This is a genomic window from Gallaecimonas kandeliae (assembly GCF_030450055.1).
In the GTDB taxonomy this organism is placed as follows: Bacteria; Pseudomonadota; Gammaproteobacteria; order Enterobacterales; family Gallaecimonadaceae; genus Gallaecimonas; species Gallaecimonas kandeliae.
Window position 1 is genome coordinate 1,219,285 of sequence record NZ_CP118480.1, and the last position, 24,864, is coordinate 1,244,148.

Here is a 24,864-nt window from a genome sequence, read left to right on the forward strand (position 1 = left end):
ACTATGAATGTTTATCTGAGAAGCTCCGATGAATTTTCCATTGAGCAAATGCTTTCCACCGCACGGGCAGCTGCTTTGACAAAAAAACAAGCTTATGAGATGAAGGAGATTTATGTCTTTTGCCCTGAAGAAGAAGTCGAGTCAGTAAGAGCCTCTGTTAGAGAGCTGGATATTAACTTCATCTTCAATGAACTCAATATTGAGAGCGTAAAAGGTAAGGTCATTTGTCACTATAAGAGTTCAGAGTTGCCAGAAAATCAGCGTGAGTTTCTTGTATTGGCAACGGAGATCGGGGCTTGGGTGGAACCTTTGGTAAGTTATCTTGACTGTCGTTTAGGTTATACAAGTATCGAACTTCTTCACTCTGGCTATTTCCTGCATCAACGTGCATTTTCAATTTTGTCAGACAAGATGCAGGCTATGAGAAAACGCATCATGGATCTTCTGATGGCAACCGCTATCGGTCTTTTCGCGCTGCCAATCATGCTGTTGACGGCCTTGGCTATTAAGCTGGAATCTAAGGGGCCTGTTATTTACCGGCAAAAAAGGGTCGGTCAATTCAACAAAGAATATTATGTTGTCAAGTTCCGTTCAATGCGCACAGACGCAGAAAAGGATGGTGCTGCTTGGGCAAGAGAGAATGATGACCGTGTCACTAGAGTTGGCCGTTTTATTCGGAAGACGAGAATAGATGAGCTGCCTCAGCTGATCAATGTTTTCAGAGGTGAAATGTCAATCGTCGGTCCTCGTCCAGAGAGGGATGTTTTTATTCAGGAGTTGGAAAAGCATATTCCTTACTATCGTTTCCGTCACGCTGTTAAACCAGGCATCACGGGACTTGCCCAAGTCAAATATCCTTACGGGGCTTCTATAGAGGATGCTAAGTGGAAACACCGCTTTGATATCCATTACATCAAACATCATCGTACTCTGCTGGATCTGAAGGTCATCCTGATGACGGTGAAGGTTGTAATTTTTGGTATGGGTCGTTAATACTAACAATGAATAGCATGAAACTACTTATCACTGGCGGTGCAGGCTTCATTGGTTCTGCCGTTATCCGTTACATTATTAGCAATACTAATGATTGCGTTGTTAATGTCGATAAATTGACCTACGCTGGCAATATCGAAAATTTGGCTGAAGTGAGCGGGAACTCACGTTATCAGTTTGAAAAAGTTGACATATGTGACCGTACTGAATTGGAGCGTGTGTTTAACGAACATCAACCTGATGCGGTCATGCATCTGGCTGCAGAAAGTCATGTTGACCGCTCCATTGACGGCCCCGCGGCTTTTATCGAAACCAATATTGTGGGTACCTACACACTGCTCGAGGTTGCGAGGCAGTATTGGCAAGGGCTGCCAGAGGCACGCAAGCAGGCCTTCCGCTTTCATCACATCAGCACCGACGAAGTTTATGGTGATCTGCACGGCACCGAGGATCTATTCACCGAACAAACACCCTATACCCCCAGTTCGCCGTACTCTGCAAGTAAAGCTAGCTCTGATCATCTGGTGCGGGCCTGGCAGCGCACTTACGGGCTGCCGACATTGGTAACCAATTGCTCAAATAATTACGGGCCCTACCACTTCCCGGAAAAGCTCATTCCGCTGATGATCCTCAACGCCTTGGAAGGAAAGCCCTTACCTGTCTATGGCAAGGGTGATCAAGTCCGTGACTGGCTTTTTGTTGAAGATCACGCGCGGGCACTCTATCAAGTCGTCACACAAGGCCAAGTGGGGGAGACCTACAATATCGGTGGACATAACGAAAAGCAGAATATCGAGGTTGTGAAGATGATTTGCTCGCTGTTGGAGGAGCAGGCCCCCAAGCCGGATGGAGTGGGGCGCTTTGAAGACTTAATAACCTTCGTTAAAGACCGTCCAGGCCACGATCAGCGCTATGCCATTGATGCCAGTAAGATCCAACGTGAACTGGACTGGGTGCCACAAGAGACTTTCGAAAGTGGCATTCGTGCAACAGTGCTTTGGTATCTCAATAATTCCGAGTGGTGCCGGCGAGTACAGGATGGCTCCTATCGGCGAGAACGATTGGGAGTCGTGCAGTGAAAGGAATTATATTGGCCGGTGGTTCCGGCACACGCCTTTACCCCATTACTCGAGGCGTCTCCAAACAATTGTTGCCCATTTACGATAAACCGATGATCTACTACCCCCTGTCAGTCCTGATGCTGGCCGGTATACGTGAGGTCCTGATTATCACTACCCCGGAAGATGCCGACGCCTTTAAACGCCTCTTAGGCGATGGCAGCCAGTTCGGCATCGAACTTAGCTATGCAGAGCAGCCTAGCCCAGATGGTCTGGCGCAAGCCTTTATTATTGGTGAAGACTTTATTGGCGACAGCAGTGTTTGCTTGGTGCTGGGTGATAACATTTTCTACGGCCAGGGATTTACACCAAAACTTCGCCAAGTTGCGCAGCGCTTAGATGGTGCTACTGTATTCGGTTATCAGGTAAAAGATCCTGAGCGTTTCGGTGTGGTGGAGTTTGATGAAAACTTCCGCGCGGTTTCTATTGAAGAAAAACCTGATTGCCCAAGATCACATTATGCTGTCACCGGCCTCTATTTTTACGATAACAAAGTAGTCGAATTGGCCAAGCAGATAACCCCCTCTACTAGGGGAGAATTGGAGATCACCAGCATTAATCAAGCCTATCTAGAGGCAGGAAAACTTAATGTTGAGCTACTAGGTCGTGGCTTTGCCTGGCTGGATACTGGCACTCATGAAAGTCTATTAGAGGCAGCTCATTTTGTAGAAACCATTGAGAAGCGACAAGGATATAAAATTGCCTGCTTGGAGGAGATTGCTTTTCACAATGGTTGGTTAAGCCGGGAAGAAATCCGTAATGTTGGAAATAGTTTGAAAAAAAATGGATACGGAGTGTACCTTCTCGACCTTTTGGAAAGAAAAGTATGAGCATTATAAAACTCATTGACTTGCCTGAATTGAGTGACAGTCGTGGCGGACTTGTTGCAATAGAGAGTGGACTGTCAATTCCGTTCGATATTAAGCGGGTGTATTATATATTTGGAACATGTGAAGGGATGGTCAGGGGATTCCATGCCCATAAAGCGTTGGAGCAAGTTGCCGTTTGCGTCAGCGGAAAATGTCGCATGATTTTGGACAACGGTAAGAGTAGGGAAGAGTGCTGGCTGGACTCACCTTCGAAAGGAATCCTGATAGAAAATATGCAATGGCGTGAGATGCATGATTTCAGCGATGATTGTGTTTTACTAGTGCTTGCAAGCGAGCATTATGATGAAGGTGACTATATTCGGGACTATCAAGTATTCTTGAGAGAGTGTGAGAATGTTTAACAACGTATTGATTATCGGTGGCGGCACTATGGGGAGCGGAGTGTCGGCTCTAATGGCTGTGCATGGAATAAAAGTAACGCTACTAGTCAGAAAAGAAAGTAATCATGACCATGTGGCTTCTGGTTTACAGAAAAGCATCCTTAGACTGATTCGAAAACTTGGCTTATCTAATGATCTGAATATGTACTTAGATAATATAAGAATTGTATCATCTTTGCCCAATGATACGACCTTCGATTTGGTTTTTGAAGCTATAAAAGAAAGTCTTGCTGATAAGAAAAGTCTTATTGAAAATTTTTCCAGCTTTGTCGATGAGAAAACTATTTGGGCTACAAATACCTCTAGCCTCTCTGTTACCGATCTTTCGTCGTCTTACCCACATCCTAGCCGGTTTATCGGCCTGCATTTTTTTAATCCAGTATCCAGCATGGAGCTTATTGAAGTAATTCCTTCAATGTTAACTGATGAAGATACATATTTAAAAGTAGTCGGGCTGGGTGAGTTCTTGGGTAAAAAATCAGTAAAAGTAGAAGATAGCCCTGGATTCATTGTTAATCGACTTTTGATTCCTATGATTAACGAGGCGGTTATACTTTTAGAAAATAAAGTTGCAGCCGTTGATGAAATTGATTCAGCTATGACACTAGGGGCCCATCATCCGCTAGGACCTCTCGCCCTCGCTGATTTGATTGGAAATGATGTTTGCCTTTCCATAATGGATGCTCTTTATAATACCACCCGTGACACTAAATATCGCGCATCCTACTTACTCAGAAAAATGGTATCAGCGAATAGACTTGGGCGTAAGACTGGCCATGGCTTTTATAATTACTAACAATAGGATCATGGTATGAAAGATATTCATCCAACAGCTTTAGTTAGTGACAAGGCAATTATAGGTGATGATGTTTCAATCGGAGCCTTCAGCATAATTCATGACAATGTTGTAGTTGGGAAAGGTTCGAAGATAGAATCTTACTGCGAGCTAGGTGTCGTCAATAAATTTTGTGATGATACCCCTCTTGTTATTGGAGAAAAATCGCTGATACGGAGTCATAGCGTTCTTTATAGCTCATCCTCTTTTGGTGACGGACTTGTTACGGGACACCGTGTTACGATTAGAGAAAGAACAACGGTGGGCAAAGGGTTTCAGATTGGGACATTAGGTGATATCCAAGGGCATTGTGAGATTGGGGACTATGTCAAGTGTCACAGTAATGTTCATATCGGTAATCTGTCTAAGATAGGCAATTATGTATGGATATTTCCATACGTAGTGCTAACGAACGACCCTCATCCTCCTAGCCATACACTCTTAGGATGCGAGATACAGGACTTTGCCGTAATTGCCACGATGTCAGTTATTCTCCCTGGAGTAAAGGTTTGCTCAGATACACTAGTTGGTGCTGGTAGCGTCGTTGGTAGAGATGTTGAATCCGGGTCTGTCGTTGTGGGAAATCCAGCGAAGCATATTTGCTCAATTGACAAGATAAAACTTAAAGATGGAACTGGAGGCAGTGCATATCCTTGGCGCAGACATTTTCACCGAGGATATCCTGAGGCTGAAGTTGAAAAGTGGATTTCAGAGTTCAGTGAATCCCTATAACAATTTTTGAGAGAACCATTGTGATTAAGTTTTTGGATCTAGAAAAAATTAATGAGAAATACTCCAAAGAGCTCAATGAAGCGGCTTCTCGAGTTATAGATTCTGGTTGGTATATCCAAGGCAATGAGGTTAGCAGTTTTGAAGATGAGTTTGCTCATTACTGCGGCGTCAAACACTGCATAGGAGTAGCCAACGGCTTGGATGCTTTGACTCTTACCCTTTGGGCATGGAAGGAACTGGGTAAACTCAAGGAGGGAGATGAGGTCATCGTCCCTGCGAATACTTACATCGCCAGTATTCTTGCTATCACGGAAAACGGGCTGGTACCAGTGCTGGTCGAGCCTGATGAAAAAACTTATAACCTTTGCCCCGAGAAAATCGAAGTGGCTATCACTTCACGAACAAGGGCCATTCTACCTGTGCATCTTTACGGTCAATTGGCTGACATGCCTGCCATTATGAATATCGCCGACAGGCATAATCTGTTGGTCTTGGAAGATGCAGCGCAGGCTCATGGTGCGAGTATAGAGGGACGTAAGGCTGGTAGTTGGGGGCATGCAAGTGGCTTCAGCTTTTACCCAGGGAAAAACCTGGGCGCTTTAGGTGATGCTGGCGCAGTAACGACAAATGATGATGAATTAGCGTCTACTCTCCGTGCTCTAGGTAACTACGGGAGCCATAAGAAATACGAAAACATCTATCAGGGAACCAATAGTCGACTGGATGAAATGCAGGCTGCTTTCTTGAGGGTGAAATTACCTCACTTGGACAGCGAGATCCAGGCGCGTAGAGCTGTTGCTAAAGCCTATATTAGCGGGGTCTGCAACCCTTCTCTAGGCATGCCTGAGTGGAAAAACGTTGAATCACATGTTTTTCACCTTTTTGTTATTCGCACTCAGGAGAGAAAGAAGCTTCAAGAACACCTGGAGAAGGATGGCATTCAGACTTTGATTCATTACCCTATTCCTCCTCATAAGCAAACTGCTTTCTCTCAATGGAATGACCTGTGTTTACCTATAACAGAGCAGATTCATGAGGAAATAGTTTCGATACCGTTGGATCCAACACTTAGTAGCGGAGCCGTCGAACATATAATATCTTCCCTGAATTCATTTTCTCTATGAAAAAAATGTTGAAGGTAACAGCCCTAACTGGGCTGTTTACTTTTTTAAAAATGGCTATTGGGTTTGTTATTGGAAAGGTCGTAGCAATTTATACCGGGCCGAGCGGCATTGCAGTGCTCGGACAGTTTCAAAGTTTTTCTACTGCGTTAAATGGATTTGTTAATGCTCCAGTGTCTTCTGGCGTTATCCGTTACACGGCAGAAAACATGGATGATGGCTATGAGGCCTGTTCATCTTGGTGGAAAGCCAGCATTTTCTGGGTCGCTTTGATTTTGATGGCTGTAGTGCCAACTACCATCATTTTATCTGACCAAATTTCATTATTTTTATTTAATGATAAAAAGTATAACTCCGTAATTATAGCTTGTGTGCTGGTGCTTCCTTTTGTTGCATTGGGAACACTATGCTCCTCTATATTGAATGGTTTTCAACAGTACAGGCGTTATGTTTTTACTGGGATGACTTCTGTAGTTATATCTGGCCTTCTCATGCTTTTATTGATCATATCTTATGGTCTCATTGGTGCGCTGTTGGCGGCGGCATTGCAATATGCCTTCATAGGGGTCTTTATTTTTATAGCTGTTTGCAAGCAACCCTGGTGTAAGCTAAGGTTTTTCCTCCGGGGCTTTGTTTTTAAGCCTTTTGTTTGGAATTTAGGGGGGTATACATTGATGGCTGTGACAAGTGCTTTGGCAATGCCTGTTGCGCTTGTTTTCGTCAGGAACTTGTTGGTCTCCAATTTGGGCTGGGAAGATACGGGATTATGGCAAGCTGTCTGGAAGGTGTCAGAGGTCTACCTGGGTGTTATCACCATGGCTCTGGGAACATATTATTTACCAAGATTGTCGTCCGCTAAATCTAAAGAATCATTCCTTGATGAAATAAAAAGCACCTTTAAATTTGTTGTTCCTGTTGTCCTTATTTCTTCGCTAGCTATTTACCTCCTTCGTGATTTTATCATAAGTATTTTATTCACATCTGATTTTAATGGTGCTAGCAATTTGTTTTTATTTCAGCTCCTCGGTGACAATGTAAAGATTGCGAGTTGGGTTCTATCATACCCAGTGCTGTCAAAAGGAGCCGTCCGCTGGTTTGTAGTTGGTGAAATTATTTTTTCGATAAGCTTGGTTTGCCTCTCGTCGTTCTTTGTGCAGGAGTTTGGCCTGGTTGGAGCAAATATGGCTTATTTGGTTAATTATGCAGGGTATTTTTTGTTTATGCTTGTTGTTTTAAAAAATGTGATGAAATCGGCATGAAAAAGCTCACCATATTAATACCATCATATAACCACAAAAAATATATAGGCGAACTATTTGAGTGCATCGAAAGCCTCCCCATTGAATTATTTGATGTTCTTATCATAGATGATTGTTCAAATGATGGGTCGGATAAAATCATCGAGAGTTATGCTACATCTAAGAGCAATGTTAGTTGCATCCTTAAGGAACAAAATAAAGGACTTATTAATTCAATTAAAGTTGGTATCAGCCATATAAGAACAGAATATTTTTTTCTTATAGCCTCAGATGATTTGTTTTCTCCGGAAGCTATAGCAGAGGCTTTGCAATACATGATAGAGAAACCCGAAATATCATTCTGTATATTTGGTGGCTATAATTTTTCAGAAGATGGTTCTATCAGAGAAATCTATGGTGAGCGTCATAAAAGATTCTTTTCCCTATCTCCAGCAAATATTTACAAGAAAATGTTCTATAACCACCCCGCTCCAATACTACTGCAATCATCAATTTTTAAAACAGAACTCTTTCATAAGAACCCTTCCATAGTTGATCCTAACTTGAAATTTGATGATTACCAGATATTCATTAAACTTTTCAGACTTGTCGCTGAAAATAATGTCGGATTTGGTTTTAATAATGGTTTGAAGATTGTCAAGTACCGGCATCATGAGAATAACACCTACAAAGACTATAAGAAAATGTTCTCTATGTTTGAAGAAGTTTATGACACTTGCGCCCCAACAAACGCTATTGCCTGCCGATCAAAAGCAATGTGTTGGTATTTATATTTTTCAAGGTCTGTAGTAACCTTGAACATCAGTTTCATTTTTTTCTTCCTTAAAAATTACAGGTTTTCATACCTGAAATATTTTCACATCTTTCTTCGTGACAGGTTTTTTAATCAATGAGATACGAAGAATTTTTTTATTTCGCATATGCTAACATTGAGAGTATCGCTTTCATATCTCTCGTTATATTTGCCTTTCTTTTTCTCTCATTAAGACGATTCTCTCTATCTGGCTTTTTAGATCCTTTTCATATTATCTACACTTTCACTTACTCTACCTCATATGCCGTAGTTTTGGCTTTATGGTCAGGTGGATTTGTCGACGGCATATACATGCTTCTCGTCATGCTCTATGGAGTTCTTTTCTGGTTTGTTATTTTTTCTCTGTCGAGATTAAATGTCAGTGTTGGTCGTATTTCTCTTTATGTAGAAAGAGCCATTGATGTTAGATCGACGGGGGCTGGTAAAGTTGTTGCATTTATATATGTATTTTTGACTGCTATCGTTCTGTTTAGCAAAGGATTTTCTCTCTTTACAGTGACAAATCGCTTCGAAGATAATCGGGGTTTGGGGCCACTCGTGAAATTTTGGAGTTACTCATCACTGTTTATTGTAGCCTACCTTTCAATTAAGCTACACCTTATAAAAAAACGTTATAGGAAGAGAGCCCTAGGCCTTGTAATTGTTTGTTTGGTTATTCTTGACAGTGCGATAGGTGGGGCTAAATCAGACTTAATATTTTATGGACTTGCTTGTGTTTTCTCTGTTTCGATATTTAGTGGCAGAATTCAGGTAAAAGCCAAATCATTCATTTTGATTTTTATCGTCGGTATCATATCAATTTTCACTGTTCTCTATTTCAACATGAGGTCGTCTATTGGCAGCGGAGGCTTCGAGTCGGTACTGTCATTTCTTTCTGTTAAATTTATGGATAGGATTCTTTCCAATGGTGACATGTACTATATGGGGCTTCCAAATGATGTTATTGATAAGGTAACATTGAATAATGTTTTAGTGGTTTTCTTCTCCCCTGTTCTTAGCCTATCTGTTGTCAGTAAACTAGCAGGCCAAGACCTGAGTGTTTTTGAGCTTGGCAGGCAGGTTCTTCTTTATCATTATCCTGACTATAACATTGCTGGTGGTCCGACTGACCACTTTGATTTGTTCGCATATAAGTATTTTGGTTTCCTTGCCCCATTATTTATTGCTTTTCTAGCCTTTTATATATATGTCGTCCGCACTGTTGTGTCATCATCCTACAACAATCATTATATGTCCTCTTTTTATACAGTTATATGGTTTAGTGTTATGGATGTAATACTAAAGCCAGGAACTTTGATTAGTAGCATATTTTTCCCATTTTTATTCTTTGCATTAATAAATGCTCTTTGTTTCTGCTTTAAAAGAGTTTCCATGAGGAGTGAATATGCGCAGGTGCAATAAAAACGAATTATTGGAAGTGTCTGTTTTTGACGTTTGTGGAACACTTTATCGGAGTAACACAACTTTCGATTTCATCAGGTATTTTAGAAAAGGCTCGCTTTCTCTAACTTTTCTTGATGTTAAAATTGTCAAAATACCTCTTCTGCTTATTGGAAAAGTCTTGGGGATTGATTTATACCGTCTTATTTTTATACGACTTCTGAAGGGTTTTTCTCGATTGGAGTTAGATAATGCTGCTGAAAGTTTTTATGATAATTTTCTATCCGGAAAAAAGATTAATGAAGTCCACTTTTTATTAGAAGATGAAAAATTGTCGGGCAAAGAGATTGCCTTGTGTTCGGCATCGTTAGATCTGATTATTTCAGTAATTTCAAGGAATTTAGAAGTAGATAACTTCTATGCAACAAACTTGTTATTTAATGACCAGGATATATGCAAAGGTTCTATCTCTAATGATCTCCTTGGACGTAAAGACACGATATTCTCAGACACCCATGAACTGGATCTTGTTGCTACCGATAATAAGAGTGATAAGAATATAATTATGAATGCGAAAAGAAAGTATATTGTGTCAACCACAAAGGACGTTTCTTTTTGGCTTAAAAACAAACTTAAAGTGGATCTGGTCGTGAAATGATTTTCTTCTTCATTCCTTTCTACTATACCTTTAAGACAAGGCTAAAGGGGACTTTTAGCAAATTCGCTTGGGTGACAACCTACTTGCTACCTGTTTTTATAGCGCATTGTCTCATCTCTGGGACTTTTAATTTACCTATTGTCCTAAGTCTTCTTGCTTCTATTTCTATCATTTACAACTCTTATGAGCTAGGCTATCTGTATAATGATGCTGAGTTAATAAAGAAGGAAGCTGAGCCTACGCTTAGACTCTCACCATGTGAAATTTCATTCTATGAAAATAAAAAAATCTATATAGTATTAGCTAGGGTATTTATACTTTTTTTGCAATTTTCCCTGCTCTATTTCTTTTTCCCTTACTATTTCTATAGCTCCCTTATTTCTTGTGGTTTAATAATTTTTACTTATGTCATTTATAACTCCATTCGCAGTAGAGCCAACATCCCACTATATTCTTTTTTGGTCTACCTGAGATACTTTGGGTTATTCATACTTTCATGCACCTTTGGGCAGCTACTTTTGCTATGGTTCGTTTACCCATTCGTTGTTACTATCGAGTTCTCATCAAAAAAAAGATTCGGAATAAAGTGGCTGGCTGGTAAAGTAGAGAATGATGCATTTAGATTCTTTTTTTACTCTGCCGGCATGTTGTTGCAAGCTTTACTCGGGCTCTTTTTTGACACAGTTTGGCTTCCTATCTTTTACTTGAACCTTTATTTTTTGTTCTATCGGACATTCATTTTCATTCTCCAGGGGAAATTACGGGGATAAAATGTTGAATAAGTTTAGTGTTTTGATGTCTCTGTACATTGGAGAGAAAGAAATTTTTCTTGATGAATGCTTGCAAAGTTTGTCAGATCAAACGATGCCGGCTACTGAGATTGTGATGGTGCTTGATGGGCCGATCAGCCTTTCATTGGAATCAGTTATTGATAAGTGGCAAGAGGTTCTCCCTCTTAAGCTCATAAGGTTAGACAGCAATGTTGGTTTAGGAAGGGCTCTTAACGCAGGGCTTGCAAAGTGTTCTTTTGATATAGTTTTTAGGATGGACACGGACGACGTTTGTTCCCCTTATAGATTTGAAAAGCAAATGCTTTTCTTTTCAAAAAACCCGACGGTCTCCATATTAGGGACAAATACTTACGAATTTGATCATTCCATAGAAATATCTCATGCAATGAGATGCGTCCCTAGTAAGCATGTGGATATTGTAAAATACGCTAAAAAAAGATGCCCTTTTAACCATATGACAGTTGCTTTTAAAAAAGAGTCTGTTTTGAATGCTGGTGGTTATCAGAGTAATTTCTTGTATGAAGACTATGCTCTTTGGGTTAGGATGATTTGCCAAGGTGCTGAGGTTGCAAATTTAAATGAACCCCTTGTCCATGCGAGAGTTGGAAATGGCATGGAAAGAAGGCGAGGGGGTTGGCAATATGCTTTGTCGGAGTATCGCTCTCAGCTGGACTTTTATCGGCTCGGTTTTTTGAATCGGACCGAACTCCTTATGAATTTGATGCTCAGATTACCCGTTAGGTTGCTCCCTGGAGAGGTAAGAAAGTTTGTTTATAGAAAGTTTTTAAGAAGGTAAACCATCAATTTTTGAAAATTATAAATAACTTTCTAGCTAGATCCTTGCTGCAACACAGCAAGGTGGTTATAGTTAATTTTTTCCTTTACTTTTTTGTGAGGCAAAAGCATTGAAAGCTGTAATCCCCGTAGCGGGCCTGGGTACTCGCATGTTGCCAGCTTCTAAGGCTATTCCAAAGGAAATGCTTCCAGTGGTGGACAAGCCATTGATCCAGTATGTGGTCAACGAATGTGTAGCTGCCGGCATCAAGGAAATCGTGCTGGTTACCCATTCCTCTAAAAACGCCATCGAGAACCACTTCGATAAGAGCTTTGAACTGGAGTCCATGCTGGAAAAGCGGGTTAAGCGACAATTGTTGGAGGAAGTGCAGGGTATCTGCCCTGAAGGTGTTACCATCATGCATGTGCGCCAGGGGGAGGCCAAGGGCCTTGGGCATGCGATCATGTGCGCCAGGCCTTTGGTTGGTGATGCGCCTTTTGCCGTTGTGTTACCCGATGTGCTCATTGACGATGTGGCCGCCAATTCCAGGGCGGACAACATGGCGGAAATGGTCAGGCGTTTTGAAGAAACCGGAACCAGCCAAGTAATGGTGGAGCCGGTTCCCATGGAAGCTGTCAGCAGCTATGGCGTTGTGGATCTTCAAGGTGCACAGATTGTTGCTGGTCAGTCAGTGAAAATGAAGGCGATAGTGGAGAAACCGCCTGTTAATGAGGCGCCCTCCAATATGGCGGTAGTGGGGCGCTACGTGTTCAGCAAGGATCTCTGGCCACTTCTGAAAAAGACCCCCATCGGTGCCGGTGGTGAAATTCAGCTGACCGACACCATTGCCATGTTGATGGAAGAGCAAGCTGTCGAGGCTTACCAGGTCAAAGGCCATAGCCATGACTGTGGTGACAAGCTTGGTTACCTCAAGACCTTCGTGACCTATGGTTTGCGCCACCCCAAATTGGGTAAGGATTTTTCCGAATTCATTAAGGGGCTGGAGCTTTAAATGATCTTGATTACCGGCGGAGCCGGCTATATCGGCTCCCATACAGTGTTAGAACTCTTGAATGCTGGCCAGCAGGTGCTGGCGTTGGATAACCTTTCCAACAGCTCGACAGAGGCCTTAAGAAGGGTGTCCAGGCTGACCGGCAAAGATATCACCTTTGTGCAAGGTGATATCCGGGATCGGGCTCTGCTCGACAGGATCTTGACGGAGAACCCTATCGAGGCCGTCATTCATTTTGCCGGCCTTAAGGCGGTGGGGGAAAGCACCGAGCAGCCGCTGCGTTACTATCAAAACAATGTGGCCGGCACCCTGACCCTCTGTGAGGCCATGGCGGCGGCTGGAGTGTTCAAGCTGGTGTTCTCCAGCTCCGCCACCGTCTATGGCGACCCGGCCGTGGTGCCCATCACCGAGGCCAGCCCCACCGGCGCCACCACCAACCCTTATGGTACCTCCAAGCACATGGTGGAGCGGGTCCTGGCCGACCTGGCGGCGGCCGACGCGCGTTGGCGTATCGCTGTGCTGCGCTACTTCAACCCCGTGGGGGCTCATGAGTCTGGCCTCATTGGTGAGGATCCCAACGGCATTCCCAATAACCTACTGCCCTTTATCAGCCAGGTGGCGGTGGGGCGCCGGGAAAAGCTCAGCGTCTTTGGTGACGATTACCCCACCAAGGACGGCACCGGTGTGCGTGATTATATCCACGTGGTGGACTTGGCTATGGGCCACCTAAAGGCGCTGGACAAACTGGCGAGCGCCACCGGCTGGCAGGCGTATAACCTGGGTACCGGCAACGGCTACTCGGTGTTGGAGATGGTCAAGGCGTTCGAGCAGGCATCGGGTCAAAAGGTGCCGTTTCAGGTGGTGGCACGCCGTCCTGGTGATATCGCCGTGTGTTACGCCGCTCCTGCCTTTGCGGCTGAGGCCCTTGGCTGGCGGGCCGAGCGGGGGCTTGAGCAGATGATGCGGGATACCTGGCGCTGGCAGTCGCAAAATCCCAAGGGATACCAAGCATAAAAAAGGGCGCCGCAGGCGCCCTTTTTTGTGTCTTCGTCAAACCAAGCGGGCTACCTGTGGCGACTTTGCCGCCTCTTGTTTTGGCGCGGTCCTTAATGTATTTGGCATCATTGTTTTTCCTTGAAAACCAATGCCTAGCCTGTATGATGGCCGGCTCTAAACGGAAGAGCCTTTGCTAGCCAATGAGGGTAGTAAAGGAATGGACGTCCGCCTTAGGTGTGCCTTGATGCTTGGGCTGGTAAAGGAATACGATTTGCAGAAATAGACAGATAAGCCACAAGAGAGCAGCGGTGACGCTGCCTGGATTTGTGGCTTTTTTGTTTTCTGCTTTTACCGAGTTTCAAAGCTGGGATGCCGAGGTGATCGCAATTGTTGTGAGCCGAGCTGCCGGATGAAGACGTTATTGTTTATTTTTGTTTTTGCTTTGGGAGGTTGCACCTTGGTGCCGGGCTCCCATCTCCCTTACCAGGCCGATAGCACTCAGGTAGAACCTGCCGTTGAGGTCAAGGCCATCACTCCGGCACTGTTGCTTGATATGCAGCCCGGAGTTGCCAGGCCACTGTTGGATACGACCCTCAAGCAGCAGCTTTCCCACTACGACTATCTGGTGGGCAGTGGCGATATCCTCAATATCACCGTCTGGGATCATCCGGAGCTGACCATCCCCGCCGGCTCCATGCGCTCCCCGCAGGAAGCGGGCAACTGGGTGCACAGTGACGGCTCCATCTTCTATCCCTATGTGGGCAGGCTGGAAGTGGCGGGCCTGAAAGTGACCCGGATCCGTGACCTCATCCGCGACAGGCTGGCCAAGTTTATCGAGAACCCTCAGGTGGATGTCACAGTCGCGGCGTTTCGCTCCAAACGGGTCTATGTGACCGGGAAGGTCAATAAACCAGGCACCTTGCCTCTGACCAATGTTCCTCTGACCTTACTTGAAGCCATCAGCCTCAGTGGCGGCCTCGCCGAGTCCGCTGACTGGAATGCGGTGACCGTGACCCGTGACGGCAAGGAACGGCATTTTTCTCTGCGCGAGCTCTACCAAGAAGGGAACACGGCCCAAAACCTGTTGTTGCAGCCCGACGACATCATCCATGTTGCCCGTAACGACAACGCCAAGGTGTTCGTGCTGGGGGAGGTGGGTAAACCCCAAAGTCTCACCTTGGGCCGTGACGGCATGAGCCTGGCAGAGGCCCTGGCCGAAGCGGGGGGGTTCAGCGAAACCACTGCCAATGCCTCGGGTATCTTCGTGCTGCGAAAAGCTCCGACTGGGTCTGGTAAGGTAGCCGACGTCTTCCAGTTGGACGCCGCCAATGCCACGGCCCTGGTGCTGGCTGACCAGTTCCGCTTGCGCCAGCGGGATATCGTCTATGTCACCGCGGCTCCCGTTTCCCGCTGGAACCGCGTCATCAACCAACTGTTGCCGTCCCTGAACGGTTTCTACTCCCTGACCCGTGTCCGTAACGATCTGCAGAACTGAGGTTGCCGATGTTTAACACTATCTTGGTGGTTTGTGTCGGCAACATCTGTCGCAGCCCCACTGCTGAAATGCTGTTGCAGCTGGCCTTGCCGGGCAAGAAAGTACACTCTGCCGGCATCAAAGCCATGGTCGGCAATGACATGGATAAACAGGCCCGCACCGTTACCGAGGCCCATGGCTACCTTTTTCCCATCCATAGTGCCCGCCAGTTGGACCGAAGCCTGTGCCGGGGGGCCGACCTTATCCTGGTGATGGAGCCAGGGCACCGGGAGGCCCTGGCCCAGATGGCGCCTGAAGCCTTGGGCAAGACCTTTCTGCTGGGCAAATGGATAGGCGACAAGGCCATCCCCGACCCATACCGCAGGAGCAGCGAAGCCTTCGAGCAGGTTTTCCTGTTGATCAATGAGGCGGTAAACGCCTGGCAAAGGAAGTTGATGCCATGAACATGATGAGCAGGCCTGCGGTGTCCCGAATTGAGGATGACGAGATCGATCTGAGGCAACTGTGGGGGGCCATTCTCGAAGGAAAGTGGAGCATTGCCGCCTGTACTGCCTTGGCCCTGCTGGTTGGCCTGGCCGTCGCTCTCTTTTCCCCTCCTGTCTACCAAGCCGATGCCTTGCTGCAGGTGGAGGAAAAAAACGGTGGTATGTCCAGCTTGCTGGAAATGTCTGACATCTTCGCCCAGGAGGCCTCGACCAGTGCCGAAGTTGAGATCATCAAGTCGCGCCTGGTGTTGGGGGGAGCCGTAGACGATTTGGGACTGGATCTGGTGGTAAGTCCCCACTACTTTCCCATCGTCGGGCAGTACTTGGCGCGCCACCATCAGGGAGGCCCCGATGGCAGCCATTGGTTTGGCTCCTATGCCTGGGGAGGGGAGCAGATCAATGTGGCCCGGCTGGCGGTGCCGGCCGAGTTCATGGGCCAGCCTTTGACCCTGACGGCCTTACCGTTGCAAGGATACCGGCTCAGTTTTGATGGTGACACGCTGCTTGAAGGCAAAGTGGGGGAGTTGGCCGAGGTTGCCGGCATCAGCTTGATGGTTACTGACCTTAAGGCGAGGCCGGGCACGACTTTTGATGTCCTGAAAAAAGAACGCCTGCAGGCCATCACCGATCTGGCCGCTCGGCTCAGCGTCAGCGAGCGTGGTCAGAAGACGGGCATACTCCAGGCCAGCATGACGGGGTCAGACAAGGCCAGGCTGAAAGCCGCCTTGGATGCAGTGGGTAACCACTATCTGTTGCAGAACCTCAAACGCAATGCCGCCCAGGCTGAAGGCAGCCTGGACTTTCTCAAGCGCCAGTTACCCGAGATAAAAAGCAAACTGGATAAGGCAGAAGACAAACTTAACGACTACCGCCTGAAGACCCGCTCTGTCGATCTGGGGCTGGAGACTCAGGGGATCTTGAAGCAGACGGTGGAGGTGGAGAACCAGCTCAACGAACTCAAGTTCAAGGAAGCGGAACTGAGCCGCCTCTATACCCAAAGCCATCCGGCTTACAAGGCGCTGATGGAACAGATCCAGACCCTGAAACAGGACAAGGCCAGGCTTGGCTCACAGATCAAGGCCCTGCCCAAAACCCAACAGGAAGTGCTGCGTCTGACCCGGGATGTGGAAGTCAACCAGCAGATCTACCTGACGCTGCTCAACAAGGTACAAGAACTGAAGGTGCTTAAGGCCGGTACTGTCGGTAACGTCAGGATCCTTGACAAGGCGGCCGTCCAACCGCAGCCAGTCAAGCCCAAGCAGAGCCTGGTGGTCGTCTTGGCGACCCTGTTGGGGGCCATGCTGGGCACCATGATAGTGCTGGTGCGCAGCTTCATGCGACGGGGTATCGAAAGCCCTGAGCAGTTGGAAGAAGTGGGCATCAACGTTTACGCGTCCATTCCCCAGTCCGAGACCCAGCGCAAGCTGGAAGACCGTATCAAGAAGCGGCACCGCAAGGGGGATAGGGAGAAGCATCCCTTGTTGGCGGAAGAGAACCCGGCCGACCTTGCCATCGAAGCGTTGCGGGGGCTTCGTACCAGCCTGCACTTCGCCATGATGGAGGCCAAAAACAATGTCTTGATGATCTCTGGCCCCAGTCCTTCGGTAGGCAAGTCCTTCGTCTCGGCCAACTTGGCGGCGGTTAGCACCCAGTCGGGGCAAAAGGTACTGCTGATCGATGCTGATATGCGTCGTGGCTACATGCATGCGCTTTTCCAAGCCAGCAACAACAAGGGGCTGTCGGCACTGCTGTCGGGCCAGTGCCAGTCTGATGAGGCCATCTTGCCTACAGCCATCGAAGGATTGGACCTGTTACCCCGAGGCATGGCACCACCCAATCCCAGCGAACTCTTGATGCATCCCAATTTCAAGGCGTTGTTGGACTGGGCCCAAGGCAATTACGACCTCATCATCGTCGACACCCCCCCTATCCTGGCTGTCACGGACCCGGCTCTGGTCGGGCGTCTGGCAGGCACCTCTTTGCTGGTGGCTCGCTATGGTCAGAACCCGGTCAAGGAAGTGGAGGTGACGCTGCGCCGTTTTGAGCAAAACGGTATCGATATCAAGGGTGTCATCCTCAACGGCATGGTTAGGAAAGCCGCACAGGGATATGGCGCCTATGGCTATTACAGTTACGACTATCAGCCGGCAAAGTCTTAACAAAGCCGAAATGGTTTGAGCTGGTTTGCATGACGCCAGTTTCAGCGGTTGCCCAGGAGAAGGATGATGAAAAGGAAGTTGCAGGTATTCAGTGCCGACGTGGAATTGGTCAGTATCCACTTATCCAGTCGCGCCAACCGCCTGGGAGTGGTTCGGGCTGCTTGCCGGGAGTTGAAGCGCCTCCCCATGGCCACCCATGCCTTGCTCCGTGACAAGAAGGGTAGGGTTGTGACCTTGAAAGAGGGGATGAACCTCTTGAGCCAGTTCTATACTGCTTTCAGGATAAGCTGACCCAGCATGTATCCAGCAGACAGACAAAGAAAAAGGCGCCATTTGGCGCCTTTTTCTTTGTTATTATGGCCTGTCAAAGAGCGAGGATTCAAAATGCGATATTTGGTTACAGGTGCCGCTGGTTTTATTGGCTTCCATGTGTCCCAGCGGTTGCTTGACGCTGGCCACGAAGTGACTGGTATTGACAACCTCAATGACTACTACGAGGTCAGCCTCAAGGAGTCCAGGCTTCAGCTGTTGAGTCAGTTTCCCGCTTTCCAGTTTCTGAGGATGGATCTGGCCGACCGCGCCGCCATTGCCGGGCTTTTTGCGGGCGAACCTTTTGACCGGGTTATCCACCTTGGCGCCCAGGCCGGGGTGCGCTATTCCATCGACAATCCCCACGCCTATGCTGATGCCAACCTGGTCGGCCACCTCAATATCTTGGAAGGCTGCCGGGCCCAGCAGTGCCCGCACCTGATTTATGCCTCTTCCAGTTCCGTCTACGGCCTCAACACTGCCATGCCGTTCAAGGTGTCCGACAGTGTCGATCATCCTGTGTCCCTCTACGCGGCGACCAAAAAAGCCAACGAGCTGATGAGCCATACCTACTCTCATCTCTATGGTATCCCTACCACTGGCCTGCGTTTCTTTACCGTTTATGGTCCCTGGGGAAGGCCGGATATGGCACTCTTCAAGTTCACCAAGGCTATAATCGACGGCAGCCCCATCGATGTCTATAACTTCGGCGACATGAGGCGTGACTTCACCTACATCGACGACATCGTCGAAGCCCTGCTTCGCGTTTCGGATGTTATCCCAGAGGCCAAAGCGGGTTGGTCACCGGAGCAGGGTAGTGCCGGTGAAAGCAGCGCCCCTTACCGGGTGTTCAATATAGGTGCAGGTCAGCCCGTCATGCTCACGGACTTCATCCAGGCTATTGAGGATGCCACGGGAAGGAAAGCCGAGCGTAACCTGCTACCCATTCAGCCTGGCGATGTCCCTGCGACTTGGGCAGAGACAGAGGATCTGTTTACTGCCATCGACTATCGCCCCCAGGTTGCCGTTGCTGAAGGGGTAGCCCGTTTCGTTGATTGGTACCGGCAGTATTATGGAGTCTAGGATTCCAGCGCTCAGCTTTGATGCAATAGGTTGCCAGCAGTTGTGACTGCTGGCATCAGCGCCGGCAAAACATCATTCAGAGGGGATTTTTCAGCGCAGGGGGGAACTGGTGTTACCTGTGCCTTCCAATGCTCGCTCTTGAGCCTCTTGATGAAAAGCCGTCGTCCCAGCCTCCGGCTGAGGAATGGGGCTCGGGAGTTAGAAACGAAATCAGCTGCCGAGAGCACTAGAAAAGCTCAAAGAGCCGAGCTGGATAGGTGGCAGTTTGAACTCAAAGGCGGCGGAAACGCTCTGGCGCGTTCATTCTTTCCAGCTCCTGCTCGCGCAGTTCTTCCGCTTTATAAACTTGATATTTTTCACTGGCGCTCTGACACTCTTCCAGTGCTCTCTTGACCATGAGTTCAAGGGTTTCCAGGCTCTTGGCCCGGCGGAAATGAGGGAGCCAGTCCTCGCTGGTTTTCATAGCGTTGCTTATACCAAGGGTAAAGGCGGATATATTACCGTTAGCCATGTCATTTGCAATGTCTGGAGTAAGGCCCTAGTGCCTGCTGCATGTATTGCCCCTTAACTTCCTTTTCCGTCCCTTACCTAGATCTATTATGGCTGACAGTCCCTCGATGACGCTGTGGGCCAATGCCCTTTGCCCTGTTACCTATCTGGGATAGCATAAGGCCTCTTCGAACGAGTCCAGAGACATGATGAGAATAGGCGTTGACCTTGGTGGGACCAAGACGGAAGTCATCGCGTTGGATGAGCAGGGACAGGTCGTGTTCCAGAAAAGGGTACCTTCGCCCCGAGGCAGTTATGCGAAGACGTTGCATGATCTGGTTGAGCTTGCCACTGAGGCGAGAGCAGTGCTCGAAGGTCGTTGCTCAATTGGCATAGGTATTCCCGGTGTTCTGGACAGGGAGTCAGGGAAAGTGCGTAATGCCAGTGCAACCTGGCTTAATGGCAAGCCCCTGGCTAAGGATCTCGAAGACCGCCTGGGGCAGCCGGTCCGCATTGCCAACGATGCCGACTGTTTTGCTATTTCTGAGGCGGTGGACGGGGCCGGGGCTGGAAAAAGGTTGGTGTTTGGGGCCATCCTCGGTACCGGCTGTGGCGCCGGTATCGCTTTCGACTCCCACCCCCTGAGTGGCCCCAACGGACTGACGGGAGAATGGGGGCATACCCCTCTCCCCTGGCCCCATGACGACGAACTGACTGTTCCTCAGTGCTTTTGTGGTAAACGAGGCTGCCTTGAACAGTTTGTCTCAGGCACTGGTATGGCGCGGGATTACCTGATGTTGACGGGAAAGGCGCTCGATGTCATGGGCATCATGGCCCAAAAACGTCTTGGGGATGCTGATGCAATCCGTTGTTGGGAGCGATTCATTGACCGCCTGGCCAGAGGGTTATCTCAAATCATCAACATACTGGATCCAGATGTCATAGTCATAGGCGGCGGCCTGTCAAATGTTGATGAGCTCTATCAAGAGCTTCCTGCCCTGTTGCCTGATTATGTGTTGGGTGGGCGCTGTGTGACGCCCATCGTCAAGGCGCAGCATGGCGACGCAAGCGGCGTTCGTGGAGCTGCCTGGCTTTGGCCTCAACCTGGCGATATCACCTGACTGGGTTGTCATGGGCTATACGAAACAAGATGTATGACTCTGAGTCACTTGAATTTTTTACTGGATCTTAAAGAGAGTACGTGAATGAAAGTCACCGTATTTGGTATCGGTTATGTGGGGTTGGTGCAGGCGGCTGTACTTGCCGAGGCTGGCCATCACGTGTGCTGTGTGGATATCGATGCGGCCAAGATCGATGGGCTCAAGAAAGGCATCATCCCTATTTATGAGCCTGGGCTTGAGTCCCTGGTCGTCAAAGGGACCAAGGAAGGGCGGCTGCTCTTCACCACCGATGCTGAGGAAGGGGTTAACTATGGTGAACTCCAATTCATTGCCGTAGGAACGCCTCCGGACGAAGACGGCTCGGCTGACCTTAAATATGTGTTGGCGGTGGCAGAGACCATTGCCCGTCACATGCAGGGATATAAGGTCATTATCAATAAATCCACTGTCCCCGTGGGAACGGCAGACAAGGTCACGGCCAAGGTGCAGGCGGTATTGGACAGTCGTAGGGCTGACTTGCCCTTCGCCGTTGTTTCCAACCCTGAGTTCTTGAAAGAAGGCGCCGCGGTTTCCGACTGTCAGAAGCCTGACCGCATTATCATCGGTACTGACGATGTGCAGGCCGAAAAGCGGATGCGCGAGCTCTACGCACCTTTTAACCGCAACCATGACAAGGTCATAGTGATGGATGTACGTAGTGCCGAACTCACCAAATACGCCGCCAACTGCATGCTGGCCACCAAGATCAGCTTCATGAACGAAATCGCCAACCTGGCGGAGCTGCTGGGGGCTGATATCGAAGCCGTTCGTAAAGGCATCGGTTCCGATCCCCGCATCGGTTACCACTTTATCTATCCCGGTTGTGGCTACGGTGGCTCCTGTTTCCCCAAGGATGTGCAGGCGCTGGTGCGGACCGCCGAGCAGGTGGGATATAAGCCGGCTTTGCTGCAGTCTGTAGAGGACGTCAACTACCGTCAGAAGCAGAAGCTTTTCCAGTTCATCAACCGTCATTTCAAGGGCGAATTGGACGGCAAGACCATTGCGCTTTGGGGGCTGGCTTTCAAACCCAATACCGACGACATGCGTGAAGCATCCAGCCGGGTGCTGATGGAGAGCCTCTGGACGGCCGGTGCCAAGGTCCAGGCTTTCGACCCCGAGGCCATGGAAGAAACAGCTCGTATTTACGGTGAGCGGGAGCAACTGGCGTTGGTGGAGACCATGGAAGCGGCTCTTGAAGGAGCCGATGCCCTGGTGATCTGTACCGAGTGGCAGCCCTTCAGGGCCCCTGACTTCGAGCTCATCAAGGGCAAGCTGAGCCAGGCTGTCATTTTCGATGGCCGCAACCTTTATGAGCCGGCCCGCCTCAAAGAATTGGGCTTTGCCTATTACGCCATAGGGCGAGGCGAGAGCGTCAAACGATTCTGATAACAATAAGGAAGGGATGAGGGTGACAACAATAAACAATAACAAGCTTGCCTGGGCAGCCTTCGGGCTGCTCTTTTTATTTGCCGCACAGTATTTTCAGCACAATATAGGCGGCTATGGCCTGCAGCTGTCATTCAACAACACTGTGTGGATGGCCGCGCTGCTGATGATAACGGTCGGAGTTTTCCGCGGCGTTGGGAATGGCTACTGGATCCTTCCCAGAGCCTGGCGCCAGTACCTGTTGCTGTTCATAGTGTTGTTCCTGCCATTGGCTTGGTCGGGGGACACTGCCGAATATGCTATAGGGCGCTTCTTTGGAGTCTTAGGGGGGCTGCTTTTTCTGCTAGCTCTGTTTCAATCCTTTGATGCAAAAAGGGATGAAAAGGTCCTGCTGTTCATCTTTGTTTTGGCGGCGGGGATACAGGTGGTGCTGGGCGCCTTGCAGTTGTTGGGCTGGCAATGGTTGCCCATCGGTAGGATCAGCGACAGCGGTATCCGCCCTCAGGGGATCTTCCAGCAGCCTAATGTCTTTGCCAGCTTTATTGCCACCGGCATGATGGCTGCGCTCTGGCTGCTGGCAAGGTATGAAGCGCCGACTAAAGCCTTGTCCAAGTGGCTGTGGTTTGGGGTCATCTATCTTACCCTGCTGTTCAGCGCTTTCGACCAGTATGTGACCCTTTCTAGGACAGGGATATTGGCCCAGGTTGGGGGACTGCTGCTTTTCCTCTTTACTTCCAAGAAGTCATCTCGTGCTCTTCTTCTAGGTGTTTCCCTGGTCATTGTCGGGGAACTGGGCGGCTATTTTTATGGGGTCTTGGCTGACAATGTCGTACGTAGTGCAGCCACTGTTACGGACAGTAATGGCCGGAATGCGATCTGGACTGTGACAGCTCAGATCTTCCTTGCGCATCCCTTGGCTGGGGTGGGGTTGGGGGGCTTCGAGGCTGCCTATGCCAACCAACGTGCCATTGCCTTTGCTCAATCAGGGCTTTGGTCACTGCCCAATGTCGACCACCCTCATAATGAACTGCTGTTTTGGGCAACTGAAGGAGGCATTCTTCCCCTGTTTGGCATCTTGCTGTTCAGCGGTGCTCTGGTGTGGCGGTTACGCTCTCTGGGTAGACTGGGTTTTGCATATGCAGCCATGATTTTCCCCATTGCACTACATTGCATGACTGAATATCCCTTCTATCATTCGGCCACCCATTGGTTTGTCTTCCTGACGTTGTTGTTCTTGATTGAAGCGCAGATCGGAGAGTTGGAGCGTCGGCAAGTCGCTTTACCTTATGTATGGAAATCAATGACCGCCATTGGTGTGATAGTCGGGGAGATTTTCTTGGCCACCAACCTCCATACCATCTCCAAGCTGGTACAGGTGGTGAGGGCCAACGAGGTAGCAAAGGAGGGGGATTCGCCGCTGGCGCCACTGCTGGATATTGTCAACCCCATCGTCTTCCAGAACCATATAGAACACATCGCCATGGCGGCGCGTCTTCAGCTGGCTTTGGCTAATCGTGACGAGAAAGCCTTGAGGGAATATATCGACTGGGGATGGCAATACAGTCAGGTCGTGGTGCGCAAAGATATCTTCGAAAAGATGCTGATAGCCGCCAATGCCCTCGGGGACAAACAGGAAGCCGCCAAGATAAGGCAGAGAGCACAATGGCTTTTCCCCGAGGATCCCCATGTTCATAACGATCACCAAAGTGGAGCTGTAAGCAACCCATGAAGCCAGCCGTATTTTTGGACCGTGATGGCGTGATCAACGTCGATCACGGCTATGTCAGTAAGATTGACGACTTTGAATTTATCGAGGGTGTTTTTGAAGCCTGTAAGGCGTTCAAGGCCATGGGATACAAAGTGGTGGTGATCACCAACCAGTCTGGTATTGCCCGAGGTATGTACACAGAGGATACCTTCCAGGAGCTGACCCAGTGGATGGATTGGAACTTTGACGATAAGGGGGTGCTGCTGGACGGTGTCTACTATTGTCCCCATCATGCTGAGAAGGGGCTGGGCCAGTACAAGGTGGATTGCAGTTGTCGCAAACCTAAGCCCGGTATGCTGCTGGAAGCACAGAAGGATCTGGATATTGATCTCGCTGCCTCGGTTTTTGTTGGCGACAAAGCGGATGATATGAGGGCAGCGAGGGCGGCTGGGGTCGGCAAGGCAGTCTTGGTCGAGACAGGTAAAACCGTTACATCGGAAGCCAAGGAGTTGGCCGATGTGGTGTTGGCATCCATCGCTGAAGTGCCGGACTGGCTTGAATCGAACAAATAGCAGGCAAGCGATTGGTTTCATGTTCTTCAAGCCTTGCGTTTTGCGTTGGCCAAGCTCATACTTCGCTTCCCGTCGCAAAGGACGCATCGGTGTCGGTTGTTAACCTTCAGTAGGGGTTGACATCAAAGGCCCGGTGAGTAGAATGGCGGTCCGCTTCGGAGATTGAGTCGAAAGCCTTGAAATCGGAAGTTTGGGTGTGAAGCGAAAGGGCTTGACACTGAATATGGAGGCGGTAGAATGCGCCTCCTCGCTCGAGCAGAGCGA

General features: G+C 48.5%; 24 protein-coding genes. 23 read left to right on the top strand and 1 reads right to left on the bottom strand.

The features are described from left to right. Positions 1 to 3 precede the first annotated feature (3 nt). From PVT67_RS05955 to PVT67_RS06045, 19 genes are all read left to right on the top strand, one after another. Entirely contained in the window at positions 4 to 993 is a 990-nt protein-coding gene (locus PVT67_RS05955; protein WP_336407812.1) for an exopolysaccharide biosynthesis polyprenyl glycosylphosphotransferase, read from the top strand. Positions 994 to 1,010: 17 nt separating this feature from the next. After that, positions 1,011 to 2,072, top strand: a complete 1,062-nt coding sequence (gene rfbB, locus PVT67_RS05960; protein WP_301498846.1) for a dTDP-glucose 4,6-dehydratase — start codon at positions 1,011 to 1,013, stop codon at positions 2,070 to 2,072. Further along, positions 2,069 to 2,941 carry a glucose-1-phosphate thymidylyltransferase RfbA gene (gene rfbA / locus PVT67_RS05965; RefSeq protein ID WP_301498848.1) on the top strand — a complete coding sequence of 291 codons (873 nt, stop codon included), beginning with the start codon at positions 2,069 to 2,071 and terminating at the stop codon, positions 2,939 to 2,941. The genes rfbB and rfbA overlap by 4 nt, the downstream gene beginning before the upstream one ends. Then, on the top strand, positions 2,938 to 3,342 hold the full coding sequence (locus PVT67_RS05970; protein WP_301498850.1) for a sugar 3,4-ketoisomerase: 405 nt from the start codon (positions 2,938 to 2,940) through the stop codon (positions 3,340 to 3,342). Before rfbA ends, PVT67_RS05970 begins: the two co-directional genes overlap by 4 nt. After that, the gene (locus PVT67_RS05975; protein WP_301498851.1) at positions 3,335 to 4,177 is read left to right on the top strand and encodes a 3-hydroxyacyl-CoA dehydrogenase family protein; all 843 of its coding nucleotides are present in this window, start codon (positions 3,335 to 3,337) and stop codon (positions 4,175 to 4,177) included. The genes PVT67_RS05970 and PVT67_RS05975 overlap by 8 nt, the downstream gene beginning before the upstream one ends. A 15-nt stretch (positions 4,178 to 4,192) precedes the next feature. Next, positions 4,193 to 4,948 carry an acyltransferase gene (locus tag PVT67_RS05980; protein WP_301498853.1) on the top strand — a complete coding sequence of 252 codons (756 nt, stop codon included), beginning with the start codon at positions 4,193 to 4,195 and terminating at the stop codon, positions 4,946 to 4,948. Positions 4,949 to 4,968: 20 nt separating this feature from the next. Further along, positions 4,969 to 6,072 (top strand): DegT/DnrJ/EryC1/StrS family aminotransferase, encoded by a 1,104-nt coding sequence (locus PVT67_RS05985; protein ID WP_301498855.1) that lies wholly within the window; start codon positions 4,969 to 4,971, stop codon positions 6,070 to 6,072. Then, positions 6,069 to 7,328, top strand: coding sequence for an O-antigen translocase (locus PVT67_RS05990; RefSeq protein WP_301498857.1), 1,260 nt, complete (start codon positions 6,069 to 6,071; stop codon positions 7,326 to 7,328). The genes PVT67_RS05985 and PVT67_RS05990 overlap by 4 nt, the downstream gene beginning before the upstream one ends. After that, entirely contained in the window at positions 7,325 to 8,221 is an 897-nt protein-coding gene (locus PVT67_RS05995; protein WP_301498859.1) for a glycosyltransferase family 2 protein, read from the top strand. Before PVT67_RS05990 ends, PVT67_RS05995 begins: the two co-directional genes overlap by 4 nt. Further along, the gene (locus tag PVT67_RS06000) at positions 8,218 to 9,543 is read left to right on the top strand and encodes a hypothetical protein (protein WP_301498861.1); all 1,326 of its coding nucleotides are present in this window, start codon (positions 8,218 to 8,220) and stop codon (positions 9,541 to 9,543) included. Before PVT67_RS05995 ends, PVT67_RS06000 begins: the two co-directional genes overlap by 4 nt. Further along, positions 9,527 to 10,180: a haloacid dehalogenase-like hydrolase gene (locus tag PVT67_RS06005; RefSeq protein WP_301498863.1), complete on the top strand. Its 654-nt coding sequence runs from the start codon at positions 9,527 to 9,529 to the stop codon at positions 10,178 to 10,180. Before PVT67_RS06000 ends, PVT67_RS06005 begins: the two co-directional genes overlap by 17 nt. Before the next feature lie 795 nt (positions 10,181 to 10,975). After that, positions 10,976 to 11,767: a glycosyltransferase gene (locus PVT67_RS06010; protein WP_301498865.1), complete on the top strand. Its 792-nt coding sequence runs from the start codon at positions 10,976 to 10,978 to the stop codon at positions 11,765 to 11,767. A gap of 148 nt (positions 11,768 to 11,915) precedes the next feature. Continuing rightward, positions 11,916 to 12,758 carry a UTP--glucose-1-phosphate uridylyltransferase GalU gene (galU, locus tag PVT67_RS06015; RefSeq protein WP_301499657.1) on the top strand — a complete coding sequence of 281 codons (843 nt, stop codon included), beginning with the start codon at positions 11,916 to 11,918 and terminating at the stop codon, positions 12,756 to 12,758. Then, positions 12,759 to 13,772, top strand: coding sequence for a UDP-glucose 4-epimerase GalE (gene galE / locus PVT67_RS06020; protein ID WP_301498867.1), 1,014 nt, complete (start codon positions 12,759 to 12,761; stop codon positions 13,770 to 13,772). A gap of 391 nt (positions 13,773 to 14,163) precedes the next feature. Then, positions 14,164 to 15,249: a polysaccharide export protein gene (locus tag PVT67_RS06025; protein WP_301498869.1), complete on the top strand. Its 1,086-nt coding sequence runs from the start codon at positions 14,164 to 14,166 to the stop codon at positions 15,247 to 15,249. Between the two features lie 8 nt (positions 15,250 to 15,257). Further along, the gene (locus tag PVT67_RS06030) at positions 15,258 to 15,692 is read left to right on the top strand and encodes a low molecular weight protein-tyrosine-phosphatase (protein WP_301498870.1); all 435 of its coding nucleotides are present in this window, start codon (positions 15,258 to 15,260) and stop codon (positions 15,690 to 15,692) included. Next, positions 15,689 to 17,893 carry a polysaccharide biosynthesis tyrosine autokinase gene (locus tag PVT67_RS06035; RefSeq protein WP_336407814.1) on the top strand — a complete coding sequence of 735 codons (2,205 nt, stop codon included), beginning with the start codon at positions 15,689 to 15,691 and terminating at the stop codon, positions 17,891 to 17,893. Before PVT67_RS06030 ends, PVT67_RS06035 begins: the two co-directional genes overlap by 4 nt. Positions 17,894 to 17,959: 66 nt before the next feature. After that, positions 17,960 to 18,184 (top strand): hypothetical protein, encoded by a 225-nt coding sequence (locus PVT67_RS06040; protein ID WP_301498872.1) that lies wholly within the window; start codon positions 17,960 to 17,962, stop codon positions 18,182 to 18,184. A gap of 93 nt (positions 18,185 to 18,277) precedes the next feature. Continuing rightward, positions 18,278 to 19,285 (top strand): NAD-dependent epimerase, encoded by a 1,008-nt coding sequence (locus tag PVT67_RS06045; RefSeq protein ID WP_301498874.1) that lies wholly within the window; start codon positions 18,278 to 18,280, stop codon positions 19,283 to 19,285. A gap of 271 nt (positions 19,286 to 19,556) precedes the next feature. Here the strand turns inward: PVT67_RS06045 and PVT67_RS06050 are convergent, their stop codons facing one another. Next, positions 19,557 to 19,748, bottom strand: coding sequence for a hypothetical protein (locus PVT67_RS06050; protein ID WP_301498876.1), 192 nt, complete (start codon positions 19,746 to 19,748; stop codon positions 19,557 to 19,559). Between the two features lie 235 nt (positions 19,749 to 19,983). Between PVT67_RS06050 and PVT67_RS06055 the strand changes: the two genes are divergently transcribed. The 4 genes from PVT67_RS06055 (at position 19,984) to gmhB (ending at position 24,600) form a co-directional block, all read left to right on the top strand. After that, on the top strand, positions 19,984 to 20,895 hold the full coding sequence (locus PVT67_RS06055) for an ROK family protein (protein WP_301499659.1): 912 nt from the start codon (positions 19,984 to 19,986) through the stop codon (positions 20,893 to 20,895). A gap of 84 nt (positions 20,896 to 20,979) precedes the next feature. Further along, positions 20,980 to 22,320: a UDP-glucose dehydrogenase family protein gene (locus PVT67_RS06060; protein WP_301498878.1), complete on the top strand. Its 1,341-nt coding sequence runs from the start codon at positions 20,980 to 20,982 to the stop codon at positions 22,318 to 22,320. A gap of 22 nt (positions 22,321 to 22,342) precedes the next feature. Further along, on the top strand, positions 22,343 to 24,049 hold the full coding sequence (locus PVT67_RS06065) for a PglL family O-oligosaccharyltransferase (protein ID WP_301498880.1): 1,707 nt from the start codon (positions 22,343 to 22,345) through the stop codon (positions 24,047 to 24,049). Further along, positions 24,046 to 24,600, top strand: coding sequence for a D-glycero-beta-D-manno-heptose 1,7-bisphosphate 7-phosphatase (gene gmhB, locus PVT67_RS06070; RefSeq protein WP_301498882.1), 555 nt, complete (start codon positions 24,046 to 24,048; stop codon positions 24,598 to 24,600). The genes PVT67_RS06065 and gmhB overlap by 4 nt, the downstream gene beginning before the upstream one ends. The last annotated feature ends 264 nt before the right edge of the window (positions 24,601 to 24,864 follow it).

Coding starts and splice junctions, on each gene's coding strand:
- PVT67_RS06030 (WP_301498870.1), top strand. CDS start 15,258: ATGTTTAACACTATCTTGGTGGTTTGTGTCGGCAACATCTGTCGCAGC.
- PVT67_RS06035 (WP_336407814.1), top strand. CDS start 15,689: ATGAACATGATGAGCAGGCCTGCGGTGTCCCGAATTGAGGATGACGAG.
- PVT67_RS06000 (WP_301498861.1), top strand. CDS start 8,218: ATGAGATACGAAGAATTTTTTTATTTCGCATATGCTAACATTGAGAGT.
- PVT67_RS06010 (WP_301498865.1), top strand. CDS start 10,976: ATGTCTCTGTACATTGGAGAGAAAGAAATTTTTCTTGATGAATGCTTG.
- PVT67_RS05975 (WP_301498851.1), top strand. CDS start 3,335: ATGTTTAACAACGTATTGATTATCGGTGGCGGCACTATGGGGAGCGGA.
- rfbB (WP_301498846.1), top strand. CDS start 1,011: ATGAAACTACTTATCACTGGCGGTGCAGGCTTCATTGGTTCTGCCGTT.
- galE (WP_301498867.1), top strand. CDS start 12,759: ATGATCTTGATTACCGGCGGAGCCGGCTATATCGGCTCCCATACAGTG.
- PVT67_RS05990 (WP_301498857.1), top strand. CDS start 6,069: ATGAAAAAAATGTTGAAGGTAACAGCCCTAACTGGGCTGTTTACTTTT.
- PVT67_RS06045 (WP_301498874.1), top strand. CDS start 18,278: ATGCGATATTTGGTTACAGGTGCCGCTGGTTTTATTGGCTTCCATGTG.
- galU (WP_301499657.1), top strand. CDS start 11,916: ATGTTGCCAGCTTCTAAGGCTATTCCAAAGGAAATGCTTCCAGTGGTG.
- PVT67_RS06050 (WP_301498876.1), bottom strand. CDS start 19,748: ATGAAAACCAGCGAGGACTGGCTCCCTCATTTCCGCCGGGCCAAGAGC.
- PVT67_RS06040 (WP_301498872.1), top strand. CDS start 17,960: ATGAAAAGGAAGTTGCAGGTATTCAGTGCCGACGTGGAATTGGTCAGT.
- PVT67_RS06025 (WP_301498869.1), top strand. CDS start 14,164: ATGAAGACGTTATTGTTTATTTTTGTTTTTGCTTTGGGAGGTTGCACC.
- PVT67_RS05955 (WP_336407812.1), top strand. CDS start 4: ATGAATGTTTATCTGAGAAGCTCCGATGAATTTTCCATTGAGCAAATG.
- PVT67_RS06005 (WP_301498863.1), top strand. CDS start 9,527: ATGCGCAGGTGCAATAAAAACGAATTATTGGAAGTGTCTGTTTTTGAC.
- PVT67_RS05970 (WP_301498850.1), top strand. CDS start 2,938: ATGAGCATTATAAAACTCATTGACTTGCCTGAATTGAGTGACAGTCGT.
- PVT67_RS06055 (WP_301499659.1), top strand. CDS start 19,984: ATGAGAATAGGCGTTGACCTTGGTGGGACCAAGACGGAAGTCATCGCG.
- PVT67_RS05995 (WP_301498859.1), top strand. CDS start 7,325: ATGAAAAAGCTCACCATATTAATACCATCATATAACCACAAAAAATAT.
- gmhB (WP_301498882.1), top strand. CDS start 24,046: ATGAAGCCAGCCGTATTTTTGGACCGTGATGGCGTGATCAACGTCGAT.
- PVT67_RS06060 (WP_301498878.1), top strand. CDS start 20,980: ATGAAAGTCACCGTATTTGGTATCGGTTATGTGGGGTTGGTGCAGGCG.
- PVT67_RS05980 (WP_301498853.1), top strand. CDS start 4,193: ATGAAAGATATTCATCCAACAGCTTTAGTTAGTGACAAGGCAATTATA.